This is a genomic window from Pseudomonas sp. A014 (genome assembly GCF_052378495.1).
GTDB classification, from domain to species: domain Bacteria; phylum Pseudomonadota; class Gammaproteobacteria; order Pseudomonadales; family Pseudomonadaceae; genus Aquipseudomonas; species Aquipseudomonas machongensis.
The window spans coordinates 1,337,049-1,353,941 of the sequence record NZ_CP199001.1 but is presented as its reverse complement, the minus strand read 5'-3'; the positions used below and the strand labels follow the sequence as shown (position 1 = coordinate 1,353,941).

Here is a 16,893-nt window from a genome sequence, read left to right as displayed (position 1 = left end):
CTTGCCTCCTCTTTGGGCATTTCCAATGCCTGCTCCCTGCCGGATAATCGTTCCATCCCCGGCCCTCGGCACCTCCATGAGCGATTTCGTCCTGGTTCTGGTCAGCGCCGCGCTGGTCAATCACCTGATCCTGCACAGCGGCACGCCCGACCGTGCACGCCTGCACCTGCTCGGCCTGTGCAGCGCACTGTCGATGCTGTTGATGGTGCCCGCAGCCCTGTTGCTGCGCCAGCCGCAGCTGGCAGGGCTGCAAATGTTGCTGGCGTTGCCATTGCTGGCGCTGCTGGCGTGGGGCATCCCGACGGCACTGGCGCGCCTGCGCCCTCATTGGCCGGTACAGAACCTGGCGCCGCTGCTGCTGGGCAATGTCGCGGTGCTAGGCTTGCTGTTGCACTTGGCCACATCGCAATCCAGCCCAGCCGCTACTGGCGCCTGGGCGCTGGCCCTGGGAATGGGGTTCTGGCTGGCACTGGCATTGTTCGACGACCTGCGCCAACGTCTCGATCATCCTGACATGCCCCGCGCTTTTCGCGGCCTGCCGATCGAGCTGATCAGTGCTGGAGTCATGGCCATGGCCTTTTCTGGCCTCAACGGACTGTTCACACAATGAACCTGATTCACCGCATCGACGCCCTGCTACCGCAGACCCAGTGTGGCAAATGCGATCACGCAGGCTGTCGACCTTACGCAGAAGGCCTGGCGGCGGGCGAAGCGATCAACAAATGCCCGCCTGGCGGCAGCGAAACCATCGCCGCCCTGGCCCAGCTGCTGCAGGTGCCAGTGATCGCCCCGGACCCCGAGCGCCGTGCGGCGCCAGCGCAGGTCGCCTTCATCCGCGAAGCCGAGTGCATCGGCTGCACCAAGTGCATCCAGGTCTGCCCGGTAGATGCCATCGTTGGTGCCAGCAAGCTGATGCATACCGTGATCGCCAGCGAATGCACCGGCTGCGACCTGTGCCTGGCGCCCTGCCCGGTCGACTGCATCGAGCTGCAGCCACTGCCGGACAACCTGGTGCCGATCGTCGGTGGACTGGCGCAGACCGCCGAGCATCTGGTCGCTCGCAGCCATCGTCGCAATCAGGCGCGATTGCGCCACGAACAACGAACCGTACGCCTGCAGCGCGAAGAAGCGCGCCGCCAGGCCGAGCGCCAAGCCCGAGTTCAGCGCATCACCGGCACGCAAGGGGCTGATCAGGAGAGCGCGCTGAAACGGGCCAAGATCGCTGCGGCCATGAGCCGTGCTCAGCTGAACGCCGCGCGTGGCGCCCTGGGCGCGACAGTGGACCAGGCACAGCATGCGCAGGTCCAGCGACTGGAGGCGGCAGCGCAGAAGGCGCAGCAACAGCTCGATGCGCTACTGGTCGGACCGGGCCATGCAGACGCCTGACAGCCGCCAGCGCAATGCCATGGGCCAGGTGCTGCTGGCCTGTGTCCCTGGCCTGCTATGCCTGCTCTGGTTGCAGGGTTGGGGCGTGCTGTTCAACCTGCTGTTGTGCAGCGCAACGGCACTGACCTGCGAGGCGGTATCGCTGTATCTGCGTGGCCAGCCAATACGCCCGTTCCTCAGCGACGGCAGCGCGCTGGTCAGCGCCGTGCTGCTGGCGATCGCCCTGCCCACCCTGGCTCCCTGGTGGCTGCCGGTGACCGCGGTGCTGGTGGCGATCCCCCTGGGCAAGCACGCATTCGGCGGCGTCGGGCGCAATCCCTTCAACCCGGCCATGCTGGGATACGCCTTCGTGCTGCTGAGCTTCCCGCTGCAAATGACCCACTGGCCGACGGGCAACCTCCAACTGGCAGACAGCGTGAGCCTGGTATTCGGCGACGGCACGCAGATCGATGCCTGGGCCAGTCCCACGGTACTCGACGTGCTGCGCCACAACCGCAGCCTGACCCTCGACGAGCTGTTCGCCAGCAACCCCGGCTTCGGTAACCTCGGTGGGCGCACCAGCGAATGGCTGAACCTGGCATTCTTGCTGGGCGGCATCTTTCTCCTGCAGCGCCGCGTGTTCAGCTGGCATGCCCCAGCGGGGCTACTGGGTGCGCTGCTGGTCGTCAGCCTGCTGTTCTGGAACGGCTCGGGGTCGGACTCTCACGGCTCACCGTTGCTGCACCTGTTCAGCGGATCGACCATGCTGGCGGCCTTCTTCATCGCCACCGAACCGGTGTCCGGCCCTCGCCTGCCGCTAGCCCGCCTGTTGTTCGGCATCGGCTGCGGGCTGCTGATCTACTTGATACGCACCTGGGGCAGCTACCCCGACGGCACGGCCTTCGCGGTAGTGCTGATGAACCTGGGAGCGCCGGCGCTCGATCGCCTTGCAGCCCGGCGCCAGGCCCTCACATCATGAACGCGAGGCTGCGCGACCTGCTCTACCTTGCCTTGGTCGCCGTCCTGGCCGTCGCTGCCACCCTGGTCTGGCGGCAGTGGACATCTGCGCCCATTGCCGATGCCGCACGAGAGCTGCAAGAACAACAATGGCTGGCGGTGCTGCCCCCACAGCGGTACGACAACGATCCACTGCAAGCGCCTCTACCTATTACCAACACTGAACTGCAGCACAGCCGGCTACTGGGCGGCTACCGCGCAACCCTGGTCGGCACTACCAGTGCCATCGTGCTACGCAGCCAGACCCAGGGATATGCTGGCCCCATCATGCTGTCGATCGCCATCGATCCCAATGGCCGCCTGATCGCGACACGGGTGCTGACACAGGAAGAAAGCCCGGGGCTCGGCGGGCAACTAGGCGACCCTGCGAGCCACTGGATTGAGCAATTCGACCGGCAAGGCGCAGAGGCCAACTGGGCGGTGAAACGCGATCAAGGCGACTTCGACCAGTTGGCCGGCGCCACCGTCACCTCACGCGCAGTGATGGCGGCCTTGCAGGATGCCCTGCGCTACTTCGATGCACATCGCAGCAGTCTGTTGGAGCACACCACCGATGAATAGGTTCTGGCTGCTGGGCAGTGCCCTGGCCCCTTTGCTCGGCGCCACCCAGACGCTGGCGAACGCGCTGGCAATCGGATTGTCGACCCTGTTGCTGGTACTCGGCCACCAAGCGCTGATGCGACCTCTGCGCCGCATGATCGGTGCCCCGCGGATTATCGCGAGCCTGATACTCGCCGCCGCCCTGGCGAGCTGCCTGCAATTGGGCCTGAACGCCTGGGCGCTCCCGCTGGCGCTGAGCCTGGGCCATTACCCTGCCCTGCTGAGCCTGCACTGCGTCGCTGTGGATGTCCTGGCACCGCACACTGGGCGGTGGCCGGCACTCATCCGGTATCTGCTGGGCCTGATGGGCCTGTACCTGATATTGGGTGCCTGCCGCCAATGGCTGGGACAGAGTGCCGGCATCCACCTGGCGGTACTGACACCCGGCGCATTGATACTGCTCGGCCTGCTCCTGGCCTTGTACAATCGCCTGCGTCCGGCCCCTGCCACCTCAAGCCGTCAAGGAACGCTTTGACCCCATGAATGCCGCCAAACGCCTGGAGATCTTCCGCAGGCTGCACGAAGACAATCCTGAACCAAAAACCGAATTGGCCTATACCACGCCCTTCGAACTGCTGATTGCCGTCATCCTTTCCGCGCAGGCGACGGATGTCGGCGTCAACAAGGCGACCGCGCGGCTCTTCCCTATCGCCAATACGCCCGAGGCTATTTATACCCTGGGGGTCGAGGGTTTGAGCGAATACATCAAGACCATCGGCCTTTACAACAGCAAGGCGAAGAACGTCATCGAGACCTGCCGCTTGCTGATAGAGCAACACGGCAGCGAAGTCCCGCAAACGCGCGAAGCACTAGAGGCATTGCCCGGCGTCGGTCGCAAGACTGCGAACGTGGTGCTCAATACCGCCTTTGGCCAACTGGCCATGGCGGTCGATACGCACATCTTCCGCGTCAGCAATCGCACCGGCATCGCGCCGGGCAAGACGGTACTGGACGTCGAGAAGAAGCTGATGAAATTCGTACCAAAGGATTACCTGCTCGACGCTCACCACTGGCTCATTCTCCACGGGCGCTACGTCTGCCAGGCACGCAAGCCACGCTGCGGCAGCTGCAGGATCGAAGACTTGTGCGAGTACAGGGACAAGACCTCTGACGATTGAGGCAATAGCGAAAAACCAACCAATTCGATTGAAAAAATCTTTTTTACCGACTCCGTGATTCTCGCTATAAGGACGGCCAATGGCCCTTTGGCTTGGAGTGACACATGAGCACCGATAAAGACGAGCTGATCGAAGATGATTTCCCTGCGCAGGACGAAGACGAACCCCAGGTAGAAACCGCGAAGACCAACCTCAGCAAACGCCGCACCATCGACAATCTGTTGGAAGAACGGCGCCTGCAAAGGCAGCTGGCTGATTTCGATTACGATCTGTAGCGCCGCGAAAAAGCCTCCCGCAAAGGAGGCTTTTCTGTTTCAGGCCAAGCCATGACGCTGGGCCAGCTCGATCAGATCGACCAATGACCGGGCATTGAGCTTGAGTAGCAGTCGGGTCTTGTAGGTGCTGACAGTTTTGTTGCTGAGAAACATGCTGTCAGCGATTTCCTTGTTCGTGCGCCCCCTTGCCAACTGTTGCAATACCATCATTTCACGCCCCGAGAGGCGTTCGACCATCTCCGTCTCACTGCCGCCAGTGACACCGCTGCGGGTCTTGTGCAACGCCTGGTTGGGGAAGTAGCTGTAACCCGACAGCACGGCCTTGATTGCACTGAGCAGCTCGGTCAATTCCTGCTGTTTGCACACATAACCTGCAGCCCCGGCCTGCATGCAACGCATGGAGAAATGCCCCGGTGCCTGCGATGTCAGTACCAATACCTTGCTGCCCGGACTTGCAGCGGTCATCCGCGCGATCACTTCGAGGCCGTCGAGTTTGGGTATACCGATATCGAGCACGACGATATCCGGCAGACACTCTCGGGTCAGTTGCAGCGCATCCACCCCATTGTCCGTTTCCGCCACCACTTCATATCCATGCCGCTCCATCAACATACGTACGGCCAAGCGAATGACCGGATGATCATCCACGATAAGTACTTTATTCATGGGATATCCATTGATCCATTATTCTAGTTTTGACACGCCAAGATAACCGAGCCAATAGCGTAATGGCGCAGCCATTCCCTGATAGAGAGCACTCAAAGATGAAACTTACATCGTTAATAGAAACTTCCTACACCCATTGCGCAGCACGAATCGATGTCTATCCATTCGGCAACATGCTCGTGAAAACTAGCATGAACAGGAAAAGCGACAGGTGGGGATAACGCCTCAAAGCGGTGGGACATTTCGATCTTCTGATAAAGAAACATTTATTGCCCTGCCAGCAAACCGGTGTTCTTTCCTGATGAGGAAAGAGCAGACGTTTTCACAGGGAGCCAGAAGCGATACAGATGCGCTGACACCAGGAGATCGAATGCCATGAATAATCCCGCAAAGATCACCCCCTTGGGAATTATCGCCATCTTCGCCAGCGTCATCGAAGCATCGGCGATCGCCTCGCTACCGTTTCTGAACCCAGAGAGCCAGATGATGTACACCTGGTTTCTAATAGGGTTTCCGTTCTTTCTGACAGTACTGTTCTTCCTGACCCTCAACTTCAACTACGAATCGCTCTACACGCCGGAACACAGAGCCGTACACCGGTCAGCCGACGATCATGGCGAGGGTGAAGCAGCCACGCTGTTCGGGTCGGATGTGCGCCAGACCATCGAAACCGAGATCCTGCCCGAGCTGATTAAACCCCCACAGCACGAACGGCGCTGGACGCTCTATAACCTGAGCGCCCACTCCTGCATCCAACTGTCGGTGCGTGCCATCAAGAAAGGAGAAAAGATTGCGCTTTAGATACAGAAGGGCAAAAAAAACCCGGCCAACAAGGGCCGGGTTTTTACAACCTGCCAAAACTCAGAGCAACGAACGGCCCTTGTTGGCGGCAATGCGCATGCGCAGTGCGTTGAGCTTGATGAAGCCGGCAGCATCGGCCTGGTTGTAGGCGCCGCCGTCTTCCTCGAAGGTCGCGATGTTGGCGTCGAACAGCGAGTCATCCGACTTGCGACCCACCACGGTGACATTGCCCTTGTACAGCTTCAGGCGCACGACACCGTTCACATTGGTCTGCGAAGCGTCGATCATCTGCTGCAGCATCAGACGCTCGGGGCTCCACCAGTAGCCGGTGTAGATCAGGCTGGCGTACTTGGGCATCAGCTCATCTTTGAGGTGAGCGACTTCGCGGTCCAGGGTGATCGACTCGATGGCGCGGTGAGCACGCAGCATGATGGTGCCACCAGGCGTCTCGTAGCAGCCGCGCGACTTCATGCCGACGTAGCGGTTCTCGACGATGTCCAGGCGACCGATGCCGTTGGCGCCGCCGATGCGGTTGAGGTCTGCGAGCACGGTGGCCGGGGTCTTCTCGACGCCGTCGATGGCGACGATGTCACCATTGCGGTAGGTCAGCTCGATGTAGGTGGCCTGGTCAGGGGCGTTCTCCGGAGAGACGCTCCAACGCCACATGTCTTCCTCGTGCTCGGTCCAGGTATCTTCCAGGACACCGCCTTCGTAGGAGATGTGCAGCAGGTTGGCGTCCATCGAGTACGGCGACTTCTTCTTGCCGTGACGCTCGATCGGGATGCCGTGCTTCTCGGCGTAGTCCATGAGTTTTTCGCGGGACAGCAGGTCCCACTCACGCCATGGTGCGATGACCTTGACACCTGGCTTGAGCGCGTAGGCACCCAGCTCGAAACGCACTTGGTCGTTACCCTTGCCGGTGGCGCCGTGGGAAATGGCGTCAGCGCCGGTTTCGTTGGCGATTTCGATCAGGCGCTTGGCGATCAGCGGACGGGCGATGGAGGTACCCAGCAGGTACTCGCCTTCATACACGGTGTTGGCGCGGAACATCGGGAAGACGAAATCTCGCACGAACTCTTCGCGCAGGTCGTCGATGTAGATTTCCTTGACGCCCATTGCCTGTGCCTTGGCACGGGCCGGCTCGACCTCTTCACCCTGGCCAAGATCTGCGGTGAAGGTCACCACTTCACAGTTGTAGGTGTCTTGCAGCCACTTGAGAATCACCGAAGTATCAAGGCCGCCGGAATACGCCAGTACGACCTTTTTTACGTCCGCCATGCCATCACTCCACGGGGTTGTACGGAAAGCCGTCGATTCTACCGATCTCGCGGGGGAATTTACAGTGGCGCGACAGCTTGTGATGACAAAGCGACAGGAAATGTCGTGAGCGCGACCCGTGGTCGCAGTCAGACTTTCTTCGCACCCGCCGGCAATGCCGCAGGCACGCTGGCCGGCGTAGCGGCCGCCGGCTGCGCCGGTGCGGCAGGTGTTGCATCGCGAGGCTTTTCTGTAGGTTTCTCGATCGGCGTTACACGGTCGAGCTGGATGTTGACCCGGCGGTTGCGGGCGCGGTTGGCGGCTGTATTGTTTTTGGCCAGCGGGTAGCGCTCGCCATGGAAACGTACGGTGATCTGCTCTTCCGGCACACCGTGGGCCTTGAGGTATTCAGCCACCGCCAGCGCGCGACGGCGCGAAGCGTCGCGATTGGTCAGGCGGTTACCGCTGTTGTCGGAGTGCCCGTCAAGCTCGATGTGATTGACCGATGGGTCGGCCTTCAGATAATCGAGTATCACGTCCAGGCGCGCGCGCGCCGCACTGTCCAGATCGAAGCCGGTGCCGGGGAACGGCACCTGCGTCTGGCGAATCTGGTCATAGTTCATCGGCAGGAGTTTGGCGGCACACAATTGGTAGTCGCTATAGGCCTTGGCGAAACTCACCGGCAGCACATGCACCTCCATCGGCCGACCGCCCTCGCCGGCGTAGTTGCGCACCACGGTGCTGCGACCGTCCAGCAGACCATTGATCAAGCGGCTGGCCTGGCCCTGCGAAGTGCTGAACAGCACGCCATTGCGGCCCATGCGCACCGCCCCCAAGTTGATGTCGCCACGCCCGGGCTGCCAAGGGGCAGCGGCGGCCAGCAGCGTTGCCGATCCTGCGCCCAGTGCATTGCTGTCCGAACGCAGCTGGAAGACCGGCTGCTCACCTGCACGACGCACGAACTCACCGCTGCCAAAACCGTCGATCGGCTGGATCAGCCGGCACTCGAACTGGTCGCCCTCGACCTTCCAGGCAATGTTCTCCATGCGGGTCTGGAAGGTAAGTGCTCCGGCCGGCAGGCTGGCACACAGGCTGAACAGGAGTAGGTAACGCTGGCGCACGGGCGGCTCCACAGATTCTGACGGCTTACCTGCAGGCTATCGGACGCTCGTCGGAAAACTTGATAGCCGTGCTGCCCACTGGGTTTTCCGGTAGCATTGACGCCTGAGTTCGAACCGCCTGGAAACCCCAATGTCCGATCGCCTGACCCTCCTGCGTCCCGACGACTGGCACATCCATCTGCGCGATGGTACTGTGCTGCAACATACCGTCGGCGACGTGGCGCGCACCTTTGCCCGCGCCATCATCATGCCCAACCTGGTTCCGCCGGTACGCAACGCCACCGAAGCCGACGCCTACCGCCAGCGCATCCTCGCCGCCCGTCCGACGGGCAGCCGCTTCGAGCCGCTGATGGTGCTGTACCTGACCGACCGTACCAGCCCCGAGGACATTCGTGCAGCCAAGGCCAGCGGCATCGTCTACGCCGCCAAGCTCTACCCGGCCGGTGCCACGACCAACTCCGACTCGGGCGTGACCAGCATCGACAATATTTTCCCGGCGATCGAAGCAATGGCCGAGGTCGGCCTGCCGCTGCTGGTCCACGGTGAAGTGACGCGCTCGGAGATCGACGTGTTCGATCGCGAAAAGCGCTTCATCGACGAGCACATGCATCGTTTGGTCGAACGTTTCCCGACGCTCAGGGTGGTGTTCGAGCACATCACCACCAGCGATGCCGCGCAGTTCGTCGCCGAGGCGCCCGCCAACGTCGGCGCCACCATCACCGCCCAGCATTTGCTGTACAACCGCAACCACATGCTGGTCGGCGGTATCCGCCCACACTTCTATTGCCTGCCGATCCTCAAGCGCAACACCCACCAGGTGGCATTGCTTGACGCGGCCACCAGCGGCAACCCGAAATTCTTCCTCGGCACCGATTCGGCGCCACACGCCAAGCACGCCAAGGAAGCTGCCTGCGGCTGCGCCGGCTGCTACACCGCCTACGCGGCCATCGAGCTGTACGCCGAAGCCTTCGAACAGCGTAATGCCCTGGACAAACTGGAAGGTTTCGCCAGCCTGCACGGCCCGGCGTTCTATGGCCTGCCGGCAAACACCGACACCATCACCCTGGTGCGCGAGGACTGGACCGCCCCGGCGAGCCTGCCGTTCGGCGACACCACCGTGGTTCCGCTGCGCGCTGGCGAAACGCTGCGCTGGCGCCTGCTGGAGGACAACGCGTGAGCGAAGACCTTTACGATGACGACCAGGACGGTCAGGTAAGCAGCAGCTCGCGCCACCCGATGGCCGAGCGTTTCCGCGGCTACCTGCCCGTGGTAGTGGACGTCGAGACCGGCGGCTTCAACAGTGCCACCGACGCGCTGCTGGAAATCGCCGCCGTCACCATCGGTATGGACGAGAAGGGCTTCCTGTTCCCGGAACACACCTACTTCTACCGTGTCGAGCCTTTCGAAGGCGCGAATATCGAAGCGGCGGCGCTGGAGTTCACCGGCATCAAGCTGGACCACCCTCTACGCATGGCCGTGAGCGAAGAAAGCGCGCTCACCGATATCTTCCGCGGCGTGCGCAAAGCACTGAAAGCCAATGGTTGCAAGCGGGCGATCCTGGTTGGCCACAACAGCAGCTTCGACCTGGGCTTCCTCAACGCGGCGGTGGCGCGCAACGATCTCAAGCGCAACCCCTTCCACCCGTTCTCCAGCTTCGACACCGCGACGCTGGCCGGCCTGGCCTATGGCCAGACCGTACTGGCCCGGGCCTGCCAGAGTGCCGACATCGACTTCGATGGGCGCGAGGCGCATTCGGCACGTTACGACACCGAGAAGACCGCCGAGCTGTTCTGCGGGATCGTCAACCGCTGGAAAGAGATGGGCGGCTGGCGCGACTTCAACGACTGAGTCGAAATCCGGGAGTGCACAGCGCTCCTTGGATACCAGACACAAAAAAACCGGCCACATGGGCCGGTTTTTTTTGCGCGTGGCGATTACAGCTTGCCAGCGTTCTCGCTCAGGTACGCCGCAACACCTTCTGGCGAAGCGTTCATGCCCTTGTCGCCTTTCTTCCAGTTGGCCGGGCAGACTTCGCCGTGCTCTTCGTGGAATTGCAGGGCGTCGACCAGACGCAGCAGCTCGTCCATGTTGCGGCCCAGTGGCAGGTCGTTGACGATCTGCGAACGGACAACGCCGTTCTTGTCGATCAGGAAGGCGCCACGGAAAGCTACGCCGCCTTCGGACTCGACGTCGTAGGCCTTGCAGATTTCGTGGGTGATGTCGGCAGCCAGGGTGTACTTGACCTGACCGATACCGCCGTTGTTGACCGGGGTGTTACGCCAGGCGTTGTGGGTGAAGTGCGAGTCGATCGAAACGCCGATCACTTCCACGCCACGGGCTTCGAAGTCAGGAATGCGGTTGTCCAGGGCGATCAGCTCGGACGGGCAGACGAAGGTGAAGTCCAGCGGGTAGAAGAACACCAGGCCGTACTTGCCCTTGATGGCCGAAGCCAGGTTGAAGCTGTCGACGATCTCGCCGTTGCCCAGCACGGCTGGAACGGTGAAGTCCGGGGCTTGTTTACCAACGAGCACGCTCATTCGTTATCTCCTGATGATGGTGAAAAACCGTTGCCCGGGCGAGGCTTGCACGCCCGGCATCCAACAAAGGCCGACCATCATACACGGCTTATCGTGACAGACCGAATCGAACCATCGGTCGCGGGAAGATGAAGCTTTCTTCAAGTGCTTTGACAAGCATTCTCATTACCATTAAGCTCCACTCCATCGACTCAACCAGCGATGGTCTGACCTTATGTATGTATGTCTCTGCGTCGGCGTGACCGATGGACAGATCCGTGATGCGATCTACGAAGGATGCTGCAGCTACAAGGAAGTCCGTGCCGCCACCAACGTCGCCAGCCAGTGCGGCAAGTGTGCATGTCTCGCCAAGCAGGTGGTCCGCGAAACATTGACCGATCTCCAGCTCAGCCAACAGGCCGCCCTGCCTTACCCGGTAGAATTTAACGCCGCCTGAAACACCCGATCTCGAAGAACCGGACCTCGCGTCCGGTTTTTTTATGCCTGTAATTCAATAAGTTAGCCTTCGAACGCGGTTCACAAACATTCTTATTCCTATTAATTTTCACTTATTATTCAAGAACTTAGGTTTGACACGCGAAGTTGTCGGGCTCAAACTTCCTGCATTGGCACACTTCTACAGGGCAGGAACCCGATCATGAAAGGCGACGTAAGCGTCATCCAGCATCTCAACAAGATCCTCGGAAACGAGCTGGTCGCGATCAACCAGTACTTCCTGCACGCACGCATGTACGAAGATTGGGGCCTGAACAAGCTCGGCAAGCACGAGTACAAGGAATCCATCGACGAGATGAAGCACGCTGACAAGCTGATCAAGCGTATTCTCTTCCTCGAAGGCATTCCCAACGTGCAGGACCTGGGCAAGCTGCTGATCGGCGAGCACACCAAGGAAATGCTCGAGTGCGACCTGAAGATCGAGCAGAAAGGCCTGGTTGACCTGAAAGCCGCCATCGCGCACTGCGAAACGGTCGGCGACTTCGGCTCGCGCGAATTGCTCGAAGACATCCTGGAGTCCGAGGAAGAGCACATCGACTGGCTGGAAACCCAGTTGGGCCTGATCGACAAGATCGGCATCGAGAACTACCTGCAGTCGCAGATGGGCGAAGAATAAGCCTCCCTGGATAGCACCCATGAAAAAGCCCCGCCTAGGCGGGGCTTTTTCATGCCGGCGAAAAACCTGGATCAGGCTTCGGAAGCCTTGGCCTTGGCGGCTGCGTCCTTGATCAGGGTCTGCAGCTCACCCTTCTCGAACATCTCCAGCACGATGTCGCTGCCACCAACCAGCTCACCACCCACCCACAGCTGAGGGAAGGTTGGCCAGTTGGCATACTTGGGCAGGTTGGCGCGAATTTCCGGGTTCTGCAGAATGTCGACGTAGGCGAATTTCTCGCCACAACCCATCACAGCCTGCGAAGCACGGGCCGAGAAGCCGCACTGCGGGGCATTCGGCGAGCCTTTCATGTAAAGCAGAATGGTGTTGTTGGCAATCTGCTCTTTGATTGTTTCGATGATATCCATGGAGCACCTCGGCTGAACTTTCCGACACGGTCGTCGGCACGGTGAGGCATTGTATCGGAAAGCCGAGTGTCGTGCTTGGTAATGGACCTGGAGCGTTGAGCAGGTCCATTACGCAATCAAGCCGCCTCCACCTGCACCGGCACACCATTGAGCGCGGCATTGCCCGACAACGCGTCGCGCAGCAATTCATCGGTCAGGTCATTGGCGCTCACTCCCGGTTGGGCGTGGGCGATCTGCAAACGTACCCCCTGGCGACCGTGCCCGTAGCCATGTGGCAGGCTGACCACTCCCGGCATTACCTCCTCACTGGCAAGCACCTGCACCTCCAGACTACCGGTACGCGAGCGAACCCTCACCCACTGCCCGTCCTCCAGCTGGCGCTGCTGCAAGTCCTGCGGATGCATCAGCAACTGGTGGCGGGGCTTGCCTTTGACCAGGCGATGGTAGTTGTGCATCCAGGAATTGTTGCTGCGCACATGCCGGCGCCCGATCAGCAGCAACTGGTCGGGCTCCATCGGCACCTGCCGGGCCAGGCGCTGCAGATCGTCGAGCAGCACCTGCGGTGCGGCCTCCACCGCCTGGGCCGGAGTGCGCAAGCGGGTTGCGAGGTTCGGCTGCAACGGCCCCAGATCAAGGCCATGGGGATGCTCGTCCAACACCTGCAGTGACAGCCTCCAGGACGACGCCTCGCCACGCGGCCCCTTGCGCAGCGCCAGATCGATCATCTGCGCTGGAGGCAGGGTCGGCTTGAGGTCGAGCGCCGCACGCTCGGCGAACGCCCGGGCCAGCCCGACAAAGATCTCCCAATCATGCAGCGCCCCCTCAGGCTTGGCCAGGATAGCCCGATTGAAGCGGGTGACGTTACGCACTGCCAGCAGGTTGAAGGTGCTGTCGTAGTGATCGTTTTCCAGTGCGGACGTGGAGGGCAGGATCAGGTCGGCGTGGCGAGTGGTTTCATTGATGTACAGGTCGATGCTGAGCATGAACTCAAGGCCCGCAAGAGCCCCATCGAGCTGGCGACCATTGGGAGTGGACAACACCGGGTTGCCGGCGACGGTCACCAGCGCCCTCACCTGCCCTTCGCCGGGTGTCAGCACTTCCTCGGCCAACGCTGCAACCGGCAGCTCCCCGCCGTACTCCGGGAGGCCCGAAACCCGACTCTGCCACTGGTTGAAATGACCGCCCGAGGTGCTGGCGACCAGGTCAACCGCAGGCTCGGTGCACAGTGCACCACCTTGGCGGTCGAGGTTGCCGGTGACCAGGTTGATCAGTTGCACCAACCAATGGCAAAGCGTGCCGAAGGTCTGGGTGGAGACGCCCATGCGCCCGTAGCACACGGCACTGCCGGCCGCGGCGAAATCTCGCGCCAACTGGCGAATCTGACCCGCCTCGATGCCGCAAAGCGGACTCATGGCCTGCGCCGTGAAGGGCGCGATCGCCTCGCGCACCTGCTCAAGCCCATTGACCGGCAGGTGCGAGCCACGCGCCAGGTTTTCGCTGAACAAGGTATTGAGCAGACCACACAGCAGCGCGGCATCACCGCCAGGACGGATGAACAGGTGCTGGTCGGCCATCGCCGCCGTTTCACTGCGTCGGGGGTCGATCACCACGAGTCGTCCGCCGCGCGCACGCAGCGCCTTCAAGCGCTTTTCCACGTCCGGCACGGTCATGATGCTGCCATTGGACGCCAATGGATTGCCGCCAAGGATGAGCATGAAATCGGTGTGGTCGATATCCGGGATCGGCAGTAGCAGGCCATGGCCATACATCAGGTGGCTGGTCAGGTGCTGGGGCAACTGGTCGACGGATGTGGCGGAAAACCGGTTGCGCGTCTTGAGCAGCCCCAGAAAGTAGTTGCTGTGAGTCATCAGGCCGTAATTATGCACGCTGGGATTGCCCTGGTAGACCGCCACGGCATTGCGCCCATGCGCCTGCTGGATACTCCACAAGCGTTCCGCAGCCAGCGCGAAGGCCTCTTCCCAGGTGATCGGCTCCCAGCGCTCCCCCACGCGCCGATGAGGCTGGCGCAAGCGGTCAGGGTCTTCCTGGATGTCCTGCAGCGCCACCGCCTTCGGACAGATGTGCCCACGGCTGAACGGGTCCTGCGGATCGCCCTTGATCGCGCTGATCGACGCCCGCCCGTCGGGCGCATGGCTGACTTCGATATTGAGCCCGCAGATTGCCTCGCACAGGTGACAAGCACGGTGATGCAGGGTCTTGGTCATGGCCGCCTCTGCCTTGTTGTTCTGGAAGCGCTGACTATGCCCCCGACCGCCCACCGATGCCACGCCGCTCAGTCACGTGAATCGGGCGTCATCAGGCACACGATTCGCGACACGGCGTTTGCCAAAGCCCCGCCAAGCCGTGTACAAACCCCTGTAGAAAATAAAAAACAGACCTTCCACAAGGGTTTACGACACCCTTTGAAACAGCCCCGCTGTTTCCCCTCTTGGTTTCAGGCGACATTTAATTATAGTATTGCGCCTTTCCCTATTCCGTCCGCCCCGTGCGGCTTACGCCGCAGGTCACTCCCGTTGTCAAAAAAAACCATACGGTCGACCTGCAAACCGTTGCAGATAAGGTAGTCAATCATGAGCACCAGGCACTTTCTCTCCCTGCTGGATTTCACCGCTGACGAATTGCTCGGCGTGATCCGTCGAGGCATCGAGCTGAAGGACCTGCGCAAGCGAGGCGTGCTCTTCGAACCCCTGAAGAACCGCGTGCTGGGGATGATCTTCGAGAAGTCCTCGACCCGCACCCGCGTATCGTTCGAAGCGGGCATGATCCAGCTCGGCGGCCAGGCGATCTTCCTGTCCCCGCGCGACACCCAGCTGGGTCGCGGCGAGCCGATCAGCGACAGCGCCATCGTGCTCTCGAGCATGGTCGACGCGGTAATGATCCGCACCCATGCCCACAGCACGCTGACCGAATTCGCTGCGCACTCGAAGGTGCCCTTGATCAACGGTCTGTCCGACGAATCGCACCCCTGCCAACTGCTGGCGGACATGCAGACCTTCGTCGAACACCGCGGCTCGATCCAGGGTAAGACCGTGGCCTGGATCGGTGATGGCTTCAATATGTGCAACTCCTACATCGAGGCTGCCCGCCAGTTCGATTTCCAGCTGCACATCGCTTGCCCGGAGGGCTACGAGCCCGATCCACGCTTCCTCGAGCTCGGTGGCGAGCACGTACGGATCATCCGTGATCCGAAGGAAGCGGTACGCGGCGCGCACTTGGTGACCACGGATGTCTGGACTTCCATGGGCCAGGAAGAGGAAACTGCACGGCGCCTGGCGCATTTCGCGCCTTACCAGGTCACCCGCGAGCTGCTCGACCTGGCGGCACCCGACGCCCTGTTCATGCACTGCCTGCCCGCTCACCGCGGTGAGGAGATCAGCCAGGACCTGCTGGACGACCCACGTTCGGTCGCCTGGGACCAGGCCGAGAACCGCCTGCATGCACAGAAGGCTCTTCTTGAATTTCTTGTAGAACCGGCTTACCACCACGCATGAGTCAACCCCTGCTGCTCAACCTGCGCAACCTCGCCTGCGGCTATGGCGAGCAGCGCATCGTCCAGAACCTCAATCTGCACCTGAACGCAGGCGACATCGGTTGCCTGCTGGGTTCATCGGGTTGCGGCAAAACCACCACCCTGCGCGCCATCGCCGGCTTCGAGCCGGTGCATGACGGCGAGATCCAGCTGGCCGGAGACGTCATCTCCCGTGCAGGCTTCACCCTCGCCCCGGAAAAACGCCGGATCGGCATGGTGTTCCAGGACTACGCGCTGTTCCCGCACCTGACCGTGGCACAGAACATCGCTTTCGGGATTGGCAAGCATCCACGCCAAGGCGAAGTGGTCAATGAAATGCTCGAGCTGGTCAAGCTCGGCGGCCTGGGCGCACGCTACCCCCATGAACTTTCCGGCGGCCAGCAGCAGCGTGTCGCCCTGGCCCGCGCGCTGGCGCCAGAGCCGCAGTTGCTGCTGCTCGACGAGCCGTTCTCCAACCTCGACGTGGAGCTGCGCCGACGCCTGAGCCACGAGGTCCGCGACATTCTCAAGAGCCGTGGCACCAGCGCAATCCTGGTCACCCACGACCAGGAAGAAGCCTTCGCCGTCAGCGATCATGTCGGCGTGTTCAAGGAAGGCCGCCTGGAACAATGGGATACGCCCTACAACCTCTATCACGAGCCCCAGACGCCGTTCGTGGCCAGTTTCATCGGCCAGGGCTACTTCATACGCGGCCAGATGAGCAGCCCGGAAGCAGTGAACACCGAGCTCGGGGAACTGCGCGGCAATCGCGCCTACTTGATGCCAGTAGGCAGTTCAGTGGACGTCCTCCTGCGCCCGGACGACATCGTGCACGCACCGGACAGCACGCTGCGCGCGCGCATCAATGGCAAGAGCTTCCTGGGCGCCTCGACGCTCTATCGTCTGGAACTGCCCACCGGTAGCCAACTGGAGGCGATTTTCCCCAGTCATGTCGATCACCAGATCGGCCAGGACGTAGGCATCGCCGTCGCGGCTGACCATCTGGTGCTGTTCGCCGTACCGGGCAGTGTCGCGGCGCAATTGCAGGCCCAGGAGAACGGCGTACGCCGCTACAGTTCGGCGACCTGA

20 protein-coding genes are annotated in these 16,893 nt (G+C 61.6%); 14 read left to right on the top strand and 6 right to left on the bottom strand.

Annotation, left to right across the window (positions count from 1 at the left end; translation table 11 throughout):
• The first annotated feature begins 76 nt into the window (after window positions 1-76).
• The 7 genes from ACTYOL_RS06460 to ACTYOL_RS06430 all read left to right on the top strand — a co-directional run bounded on the left by ACTYOL_RS06460 (window position 77) and on the right by ACTYOL_RS06430 (window position 4,375).
• Window positions 77-610, top strand: a complete 534-nt coding sequence (locus ACTYOL_RS06460; RefSeq protein ID WP_197892703.1) for an Rnf-Nqr domain containing protein — start codon at window positions 77-79, stop codon at window positions 608-610.
• Window positions 607-1,386: an RnfABCDGE type electron transport complex subunit B gene (locus ACTYOL_RS06455; protein WP_197892700.1), complete on the top strand. Its 780-nt coding sequence runs from the start codon at window positions 607-609 to the stop codon at window positions 1,384-1,386. Before ACTYOL_RS06460 ends, ACTYOL_RS06455 begins: the two co-directional genes overlap by 4 nt.
• Window positions 1,373-2,344: an RnfABCDGE type electron transport complex subunit D gene (locus ACTYOL_RS06450; RefSeq protein WP_444757681.1), complete on the top strand. Its 972-nt coding sequence runs from the start codon at window positions 1,373-1,375 to the stop codon at window positions 2,342-2,344. The genes ACTYOL_RS06455 and ACTYOL_RS06450 overlap by 14 nt, the downstream gene beginning before the upstream one ends.
• Window positions 2,341-2,943 carry an RnfABCDGE type electron transport complex subunit G gene (locus tag ACTYOL_RS06445; RefSeq protein ID WP_153774010.1) on the top strand — a complete coding sequence of 201 codons (603 nt, stop codon included), beginning with the start codon at window positions 2,341-2,343 and terminating at the stop codon, window positions 2,941-2,943. Before ACTYOL_RS06450 ends, ACTYOL_RS06445 begins: the two co-directional genes overlap by 4 nt.
• A complete protein-coding gene (locus ACTYOL_RS06440) occupies window positions 2,936-3,457 on the top strand; it encodes an Rnf-Nqr domain containing protein (protein ID WP_200603530.1) in 522 nt (173 codons plus the stop codon). The genes ACTYOL_RS06445 and ACTYOL_RS06440 overlap by 8 nt, the downstream gene beginning before the upstream one ends.
• Before the next feature lie 4 nt (window positions 3,458-3,461).
• Window positions 3,462-4,100 (top strand): endonuclease III, encoded by a 639-nt coding sequence (nth, locus tag ACTYOL_RS06435; protein WP_197892692.1) that lies wholly within the window; start codon window positions 3,462-3,464, stop codon window positions 4,098-4,100.
• Window positions 4,101-4,204: 104 nt separating this feature from the next.
• Window positions 4,205-4,375 (top strand): PA3496 family putative envelope integrity protein, encoded by a 171-nt coding sequence (locus ACTYOL_RS06430; protein WP_054891786.1) that lies wholly within the window; start codon window positions 4,205-4,207, stop codon window positions 4,373-4,375.
• Window positions 4,376-4,414: 39 nt separating this feature from the next.
• Here ACTYOL_RS06430 and ACTYOL_RS06425 read toward each other — a convergent pair whose 3' ends face one another.
• Entirely contained in the window at window positions 4,415-5,041 is a 627-nt protein-coding gene (locus ACTYOL_RS06425; protein WP_054925636.1) for a response regulator transcription factor, read from the bottom strand.
• Window positions 5,042-5,416: 375 nt separating this feature from the next.
• On the opposite strand from ACTYOL_RS06425, the gene ACTYOL_RS06420 reads away from it, so the two are divergent.
• A complete protein-coding gene (locus tag ACTYOL_RS06420) occupies window positions 5,417-5,842 on the top strand; it encodes a hypothetical protein (RefSeq protein WP_153774007.1) in 426 nt (141 codons plus the stop codon).
• A gap of 60 nt (window positions 5,843-5,902) precedes the next feature.
• Here the strand turns inward: ACTYOL_RS06420 and ACTYOL_RS06415 are convergent, their stop codons facing one another.
• Both ACTYOL_RS06415 and ACTYOL_RS06410 read right to left on the bottom strand, forming a co-directional pair.
• On the bottom strand, window positions 5,903-7,120 hold the full coding sequence (locus ACTYOL_RS06415) for an argininosuccinate synthase (RefSeq protein WP_054891789.1): 1,218 nt from the start codon (window positions 7,118-7,120) through the stop codon (window positions 5,903-5,905).
• A 128-nt stretch (window positions 7,121-7,248) separates the two neighbouring features.
• A complete protein-coding gene (locus tag ACTYOL_RS06410) occupies window positions 7,249-8,220 on the bottom strand; it encodes a flagellar protein MotY (protein ID WP_153774006.1) in 972 nt (323 codons plus the stop codon).
• Window positions 8,221-8,350: 130 nt separating this feature from the next.
• On the opposite strand from ACTYOL_RS06410, the gene pyrC reads away from it, so the two are divergent.
• Together pyrC and rnt are read left to right on the top strand one after the other, a co-directional pair.
• Window positions 8,351-9,397 (top strand): dihydroorotase, encoded by a 1,047-nt coding sequence (gene pyrC / locus ACTYOL_RS06405; protein ID WP_444757680.1) that lies wholly within the window; start codon window positions 8,351-8,353, stop codon window positions 9,395-9,397.
• Complete coding sequence (gene rnt, locus ACTYOL_RS06400; protein ID WP_054891792.1) at window positions 9,394-10,068, top strand: ribonuclease T; 675 nt, start codon at window positions 9,394-9,396, stop codon at window positions 10,066-10,068. The genes pyrC and rnt overlap by 4 nt, the downstream gene beginning before the upstream one ends.
• Window positions 10,069-10,154: 86 nt before the next feature.
• Here rnt and ACTYOL_RS06395 read toward each other — a convergent pair whose 3' ends face one another.
• On the bottom strand, window positions 10,155-10,757 hold the full coding sequence (locus ACTYOL_RS06395; RefSeq protein ID WP_054891793.1) for a peroxiredoxin: 603 nt from the start codon (window positions 10,755-10,757) through the stop codon (window positions 10,155-10,157).
• A gap of 214 nt (window positions 10,758-10,971) precedes the next feature.
• On the opposite strand from ACTYOL_RS06395, the gene ACTYOL_RS06390 reads away from it, so the two are divergent.
• Both ACTYOL_RS06390 and bfr read left to right on the top strand, forming a co-directional pair.
• Window positions 10,972-11,193 carry a bacterioferritin-associated ferredoxin gene (locus ACTYOL_RS06390; protein ID WP_063543432.1) on the top strand — a complete coding sequence of 74 codons (222 nt, stop codon included), beginning with the start codon at window positions 10,972-10,974 and terminating at the stop codon, window positions 11,191-11,193.
• Window positions 11,194-11,394: 201 nt separating this feature from the next.
• Window positions 11,395-11,868: a bacterioferritin gene (bfr, locus tag ACTYOL_RS06385; protein WP_054891795.1), complete on the top strand. Its 474-nt coding sequence runs from the start codon at window positions 11,395-11,397 to the stop codon at window positions 11,866-11,868.
• A gap of 71 nt (window positions 11,869-11,939) precedes the next feature.
• On the opposite strand, the gene grxD is transcribed toward bfr, so the two are convergent.
• Together grxD and ACTYOL_RS06375 are read right to left on the bottom strand one after the other, a co-directional pair.
• Window positions 11,940-12,275, bottom strand: a complete 336-nt coding sequence (gene grxD / locus ACTYOL_RS06380) for a Grx4 family monothiol glutaredoxin (RefSeq protein WP_039575941.1) — start codon at window positions 12,273-12,275, stop codon at window positions 11,940-11,942.
• A 116-nt stretch (window positions 12,276-12,391) separates the two neighbouring features.
• Window positions 12,392-14,500 (bottom strand): molybdopterin oxidoreductase family protein, encoded by a 2,109-nt coding sequence (locus ACTYOL_RS06375; RefSeq protein ID WP_444757679.1) that lies wholly within the window; start codon window positions 14,498-14,500, stop codon window positions 12,392-12,394.
• A gap of 366 nt (window positions 14,501-14,866) precedes the next feature.
• Between ACTYOL_RS06375 and argF the strand changes: the two genes are divergently transcribed.
• Together argF and ACTYOL_RS06365 are read left to right on the top strand one after the other, a co-directional pair.
• Complete coding sequence (argF, locus tag ACTYOL_RS06370; RefSeq protein ID WP_054891797.1) at window positions 14,867-15,787, top strand: ornithine carbamoyltransferase; 921 nt, start codon at window positions 14,867-14,869, stop codon at window positions 15,785-15,787.
• Window positions 15,784-16,893 carry an ABC transporter ATP-binding protein gene (locus ACTYOL_RS06365; RefSeq protein ID WP_054891798.1) on the top strand — a complete coding sequence of 370 codons (1,110 nt, stop codon included), beginning with the start codon at window positions 15,784-15,786 and terminating at the stop codon, window positions 16,891-16,893. The genes argF and ACTYOL_RS06365 overlap by 4 nt, the downstream gene beginning before the upstream one ends.

What these genes read in the sequence shown, in the direction of transcription:
- ACTYOL_RS06420 (WP_153774007.1), top strand. Translation starts at nt 5,417, where the DNA reads ATGAATAATCCCGCAAAGATCACCCCCTTGGGAATTATCGCCATCTTC.
- ACTYOL_RS06430 (WP_054891786.1), top strand. Translation starts at nt 4,205, where the DNA reads ATGAGCACCGATAAAGACGAGCTGATCGAAGATGATTTCCCTGCGCAG.
- ACTYOL_RS06450 (WP_444757681.1), top strand. Translation starts at nt 1,373, where the DNA reads ATGCAGACGCCTGACAGCCGCCAGCGCAATGCCATGGGCCAGGTGCTG.
- ACTYOL_RS06390 (WP_063543432.1), top strand. Translation starts at nt 10,972, where the DNA reads ATGTATGTATGTCTCTGCGTCGGCGTGACCGATGGACAGATCCGTGAT.
- ACTYOL_RS06460 (WP_197892703.1), top strand. Translation starts at nt 77, where the DNA reads ATGAGCGATTTCGTCCTGGTTCTGGTCAGCGCCGCGCTGGTCAATCAC.
- ACTYOL_RS06365 (WP_054891798.1), top strand. Translation starts at nt 15,784, where the DNA reads ATGAGTCAACCCCTGCTGCTCAACCTGCGCAACCTCGCCTGCGGCTAT.
- ACTYOL_RS06455 (WP_197892700.1), top strand. Translation starts at nt 607, where the DNA reads ATGAACCTGATTCACCGCATCGACGCCCTGCTACCGCAGACCCAGTGT.
- ACTYOL_RS06445 (WP_153774010.1), top strand. Translation starts at nt 2,341, where the DNA reads ATGAACGCGAGGCTGCGCGACCTGCTCTACCTTGCCTTGGTCGCCGTC.
- pyrC (WP_444757680.1), top strand. Translation starts at nt 8,351, where the DNA reads ATGTCCGATCGCCTGACCCTCCTGCGTCCCGACGACTGGCACATCCAT.
- ACTYOL_RS06425 (WP_054925636.1), bottom strand. Translation starts at nt 5,041, where the DNA reads ATGAATAAAGTACTTATCGTGGATGATCATCCGGTCATTCGCTTGGCC.
- ACTYOL_RS06375 (WP_444757679.1), bottom strand. Translation starts at nt 14,500, where the DNA reads ATGACCAAGACCCTGCATCACCGTGCTTGTCACCTGTGCGAGGCAATC.
- ACTYOL_RS06395 (WP_054891793.1), bottom strand. Translation starts at nt 10,757, where the DNA reads ATGAGCGTGCTCGTTGGTAAACAAGCCCCGGACTTCACCGTTCCAGCC.
- nth (WP_197892692.1), top strand. Translation starts at nt 3,462, where the DNA reads ATGAATGCCGCCAAACGCCTGGAGATCTTCCGCAGGCTGCACGAAGAC.
- ACTYOL_RS06415 (WP_054891789.1), bottom strand. Translation starts at nt 7,120, where the DNA reads ATGGCGGACGTAAAAAAGGTCGTACTGGCGTATTCCGGCGGCCTTGAT.
- grxD (WP_039575941.1), bottom strand. Translation starts at nt 12,275, where the DNA reads ATGGATATCATCGAAACAATCAAAGAGCAGATTGCCAACAACACCATT.
- ACTYOL_RS06440 (WP_200603530.1), top strand. Translation starts at nt 2,936, where the DNA reads ATGAATAGGTTCTGGCTGCTGGGCAGTGCCCTGGCCCCTTTGCTCGGC.
- bfr (WP_054891795.1), top strand. Translation starts at nt 11,395, where the DNA reads ATGAAAGGCGACGTAAGCGTCATCCAGCATCTCAACAAGATCCTCGGA.
- argF (WP_054891797.1), top strand. Translation starts at nt 14,867, where the DNA reads ATGAGCACCAGGCACTTTCTCTCCCTGCTGGATTTCACCGCTGACGAA.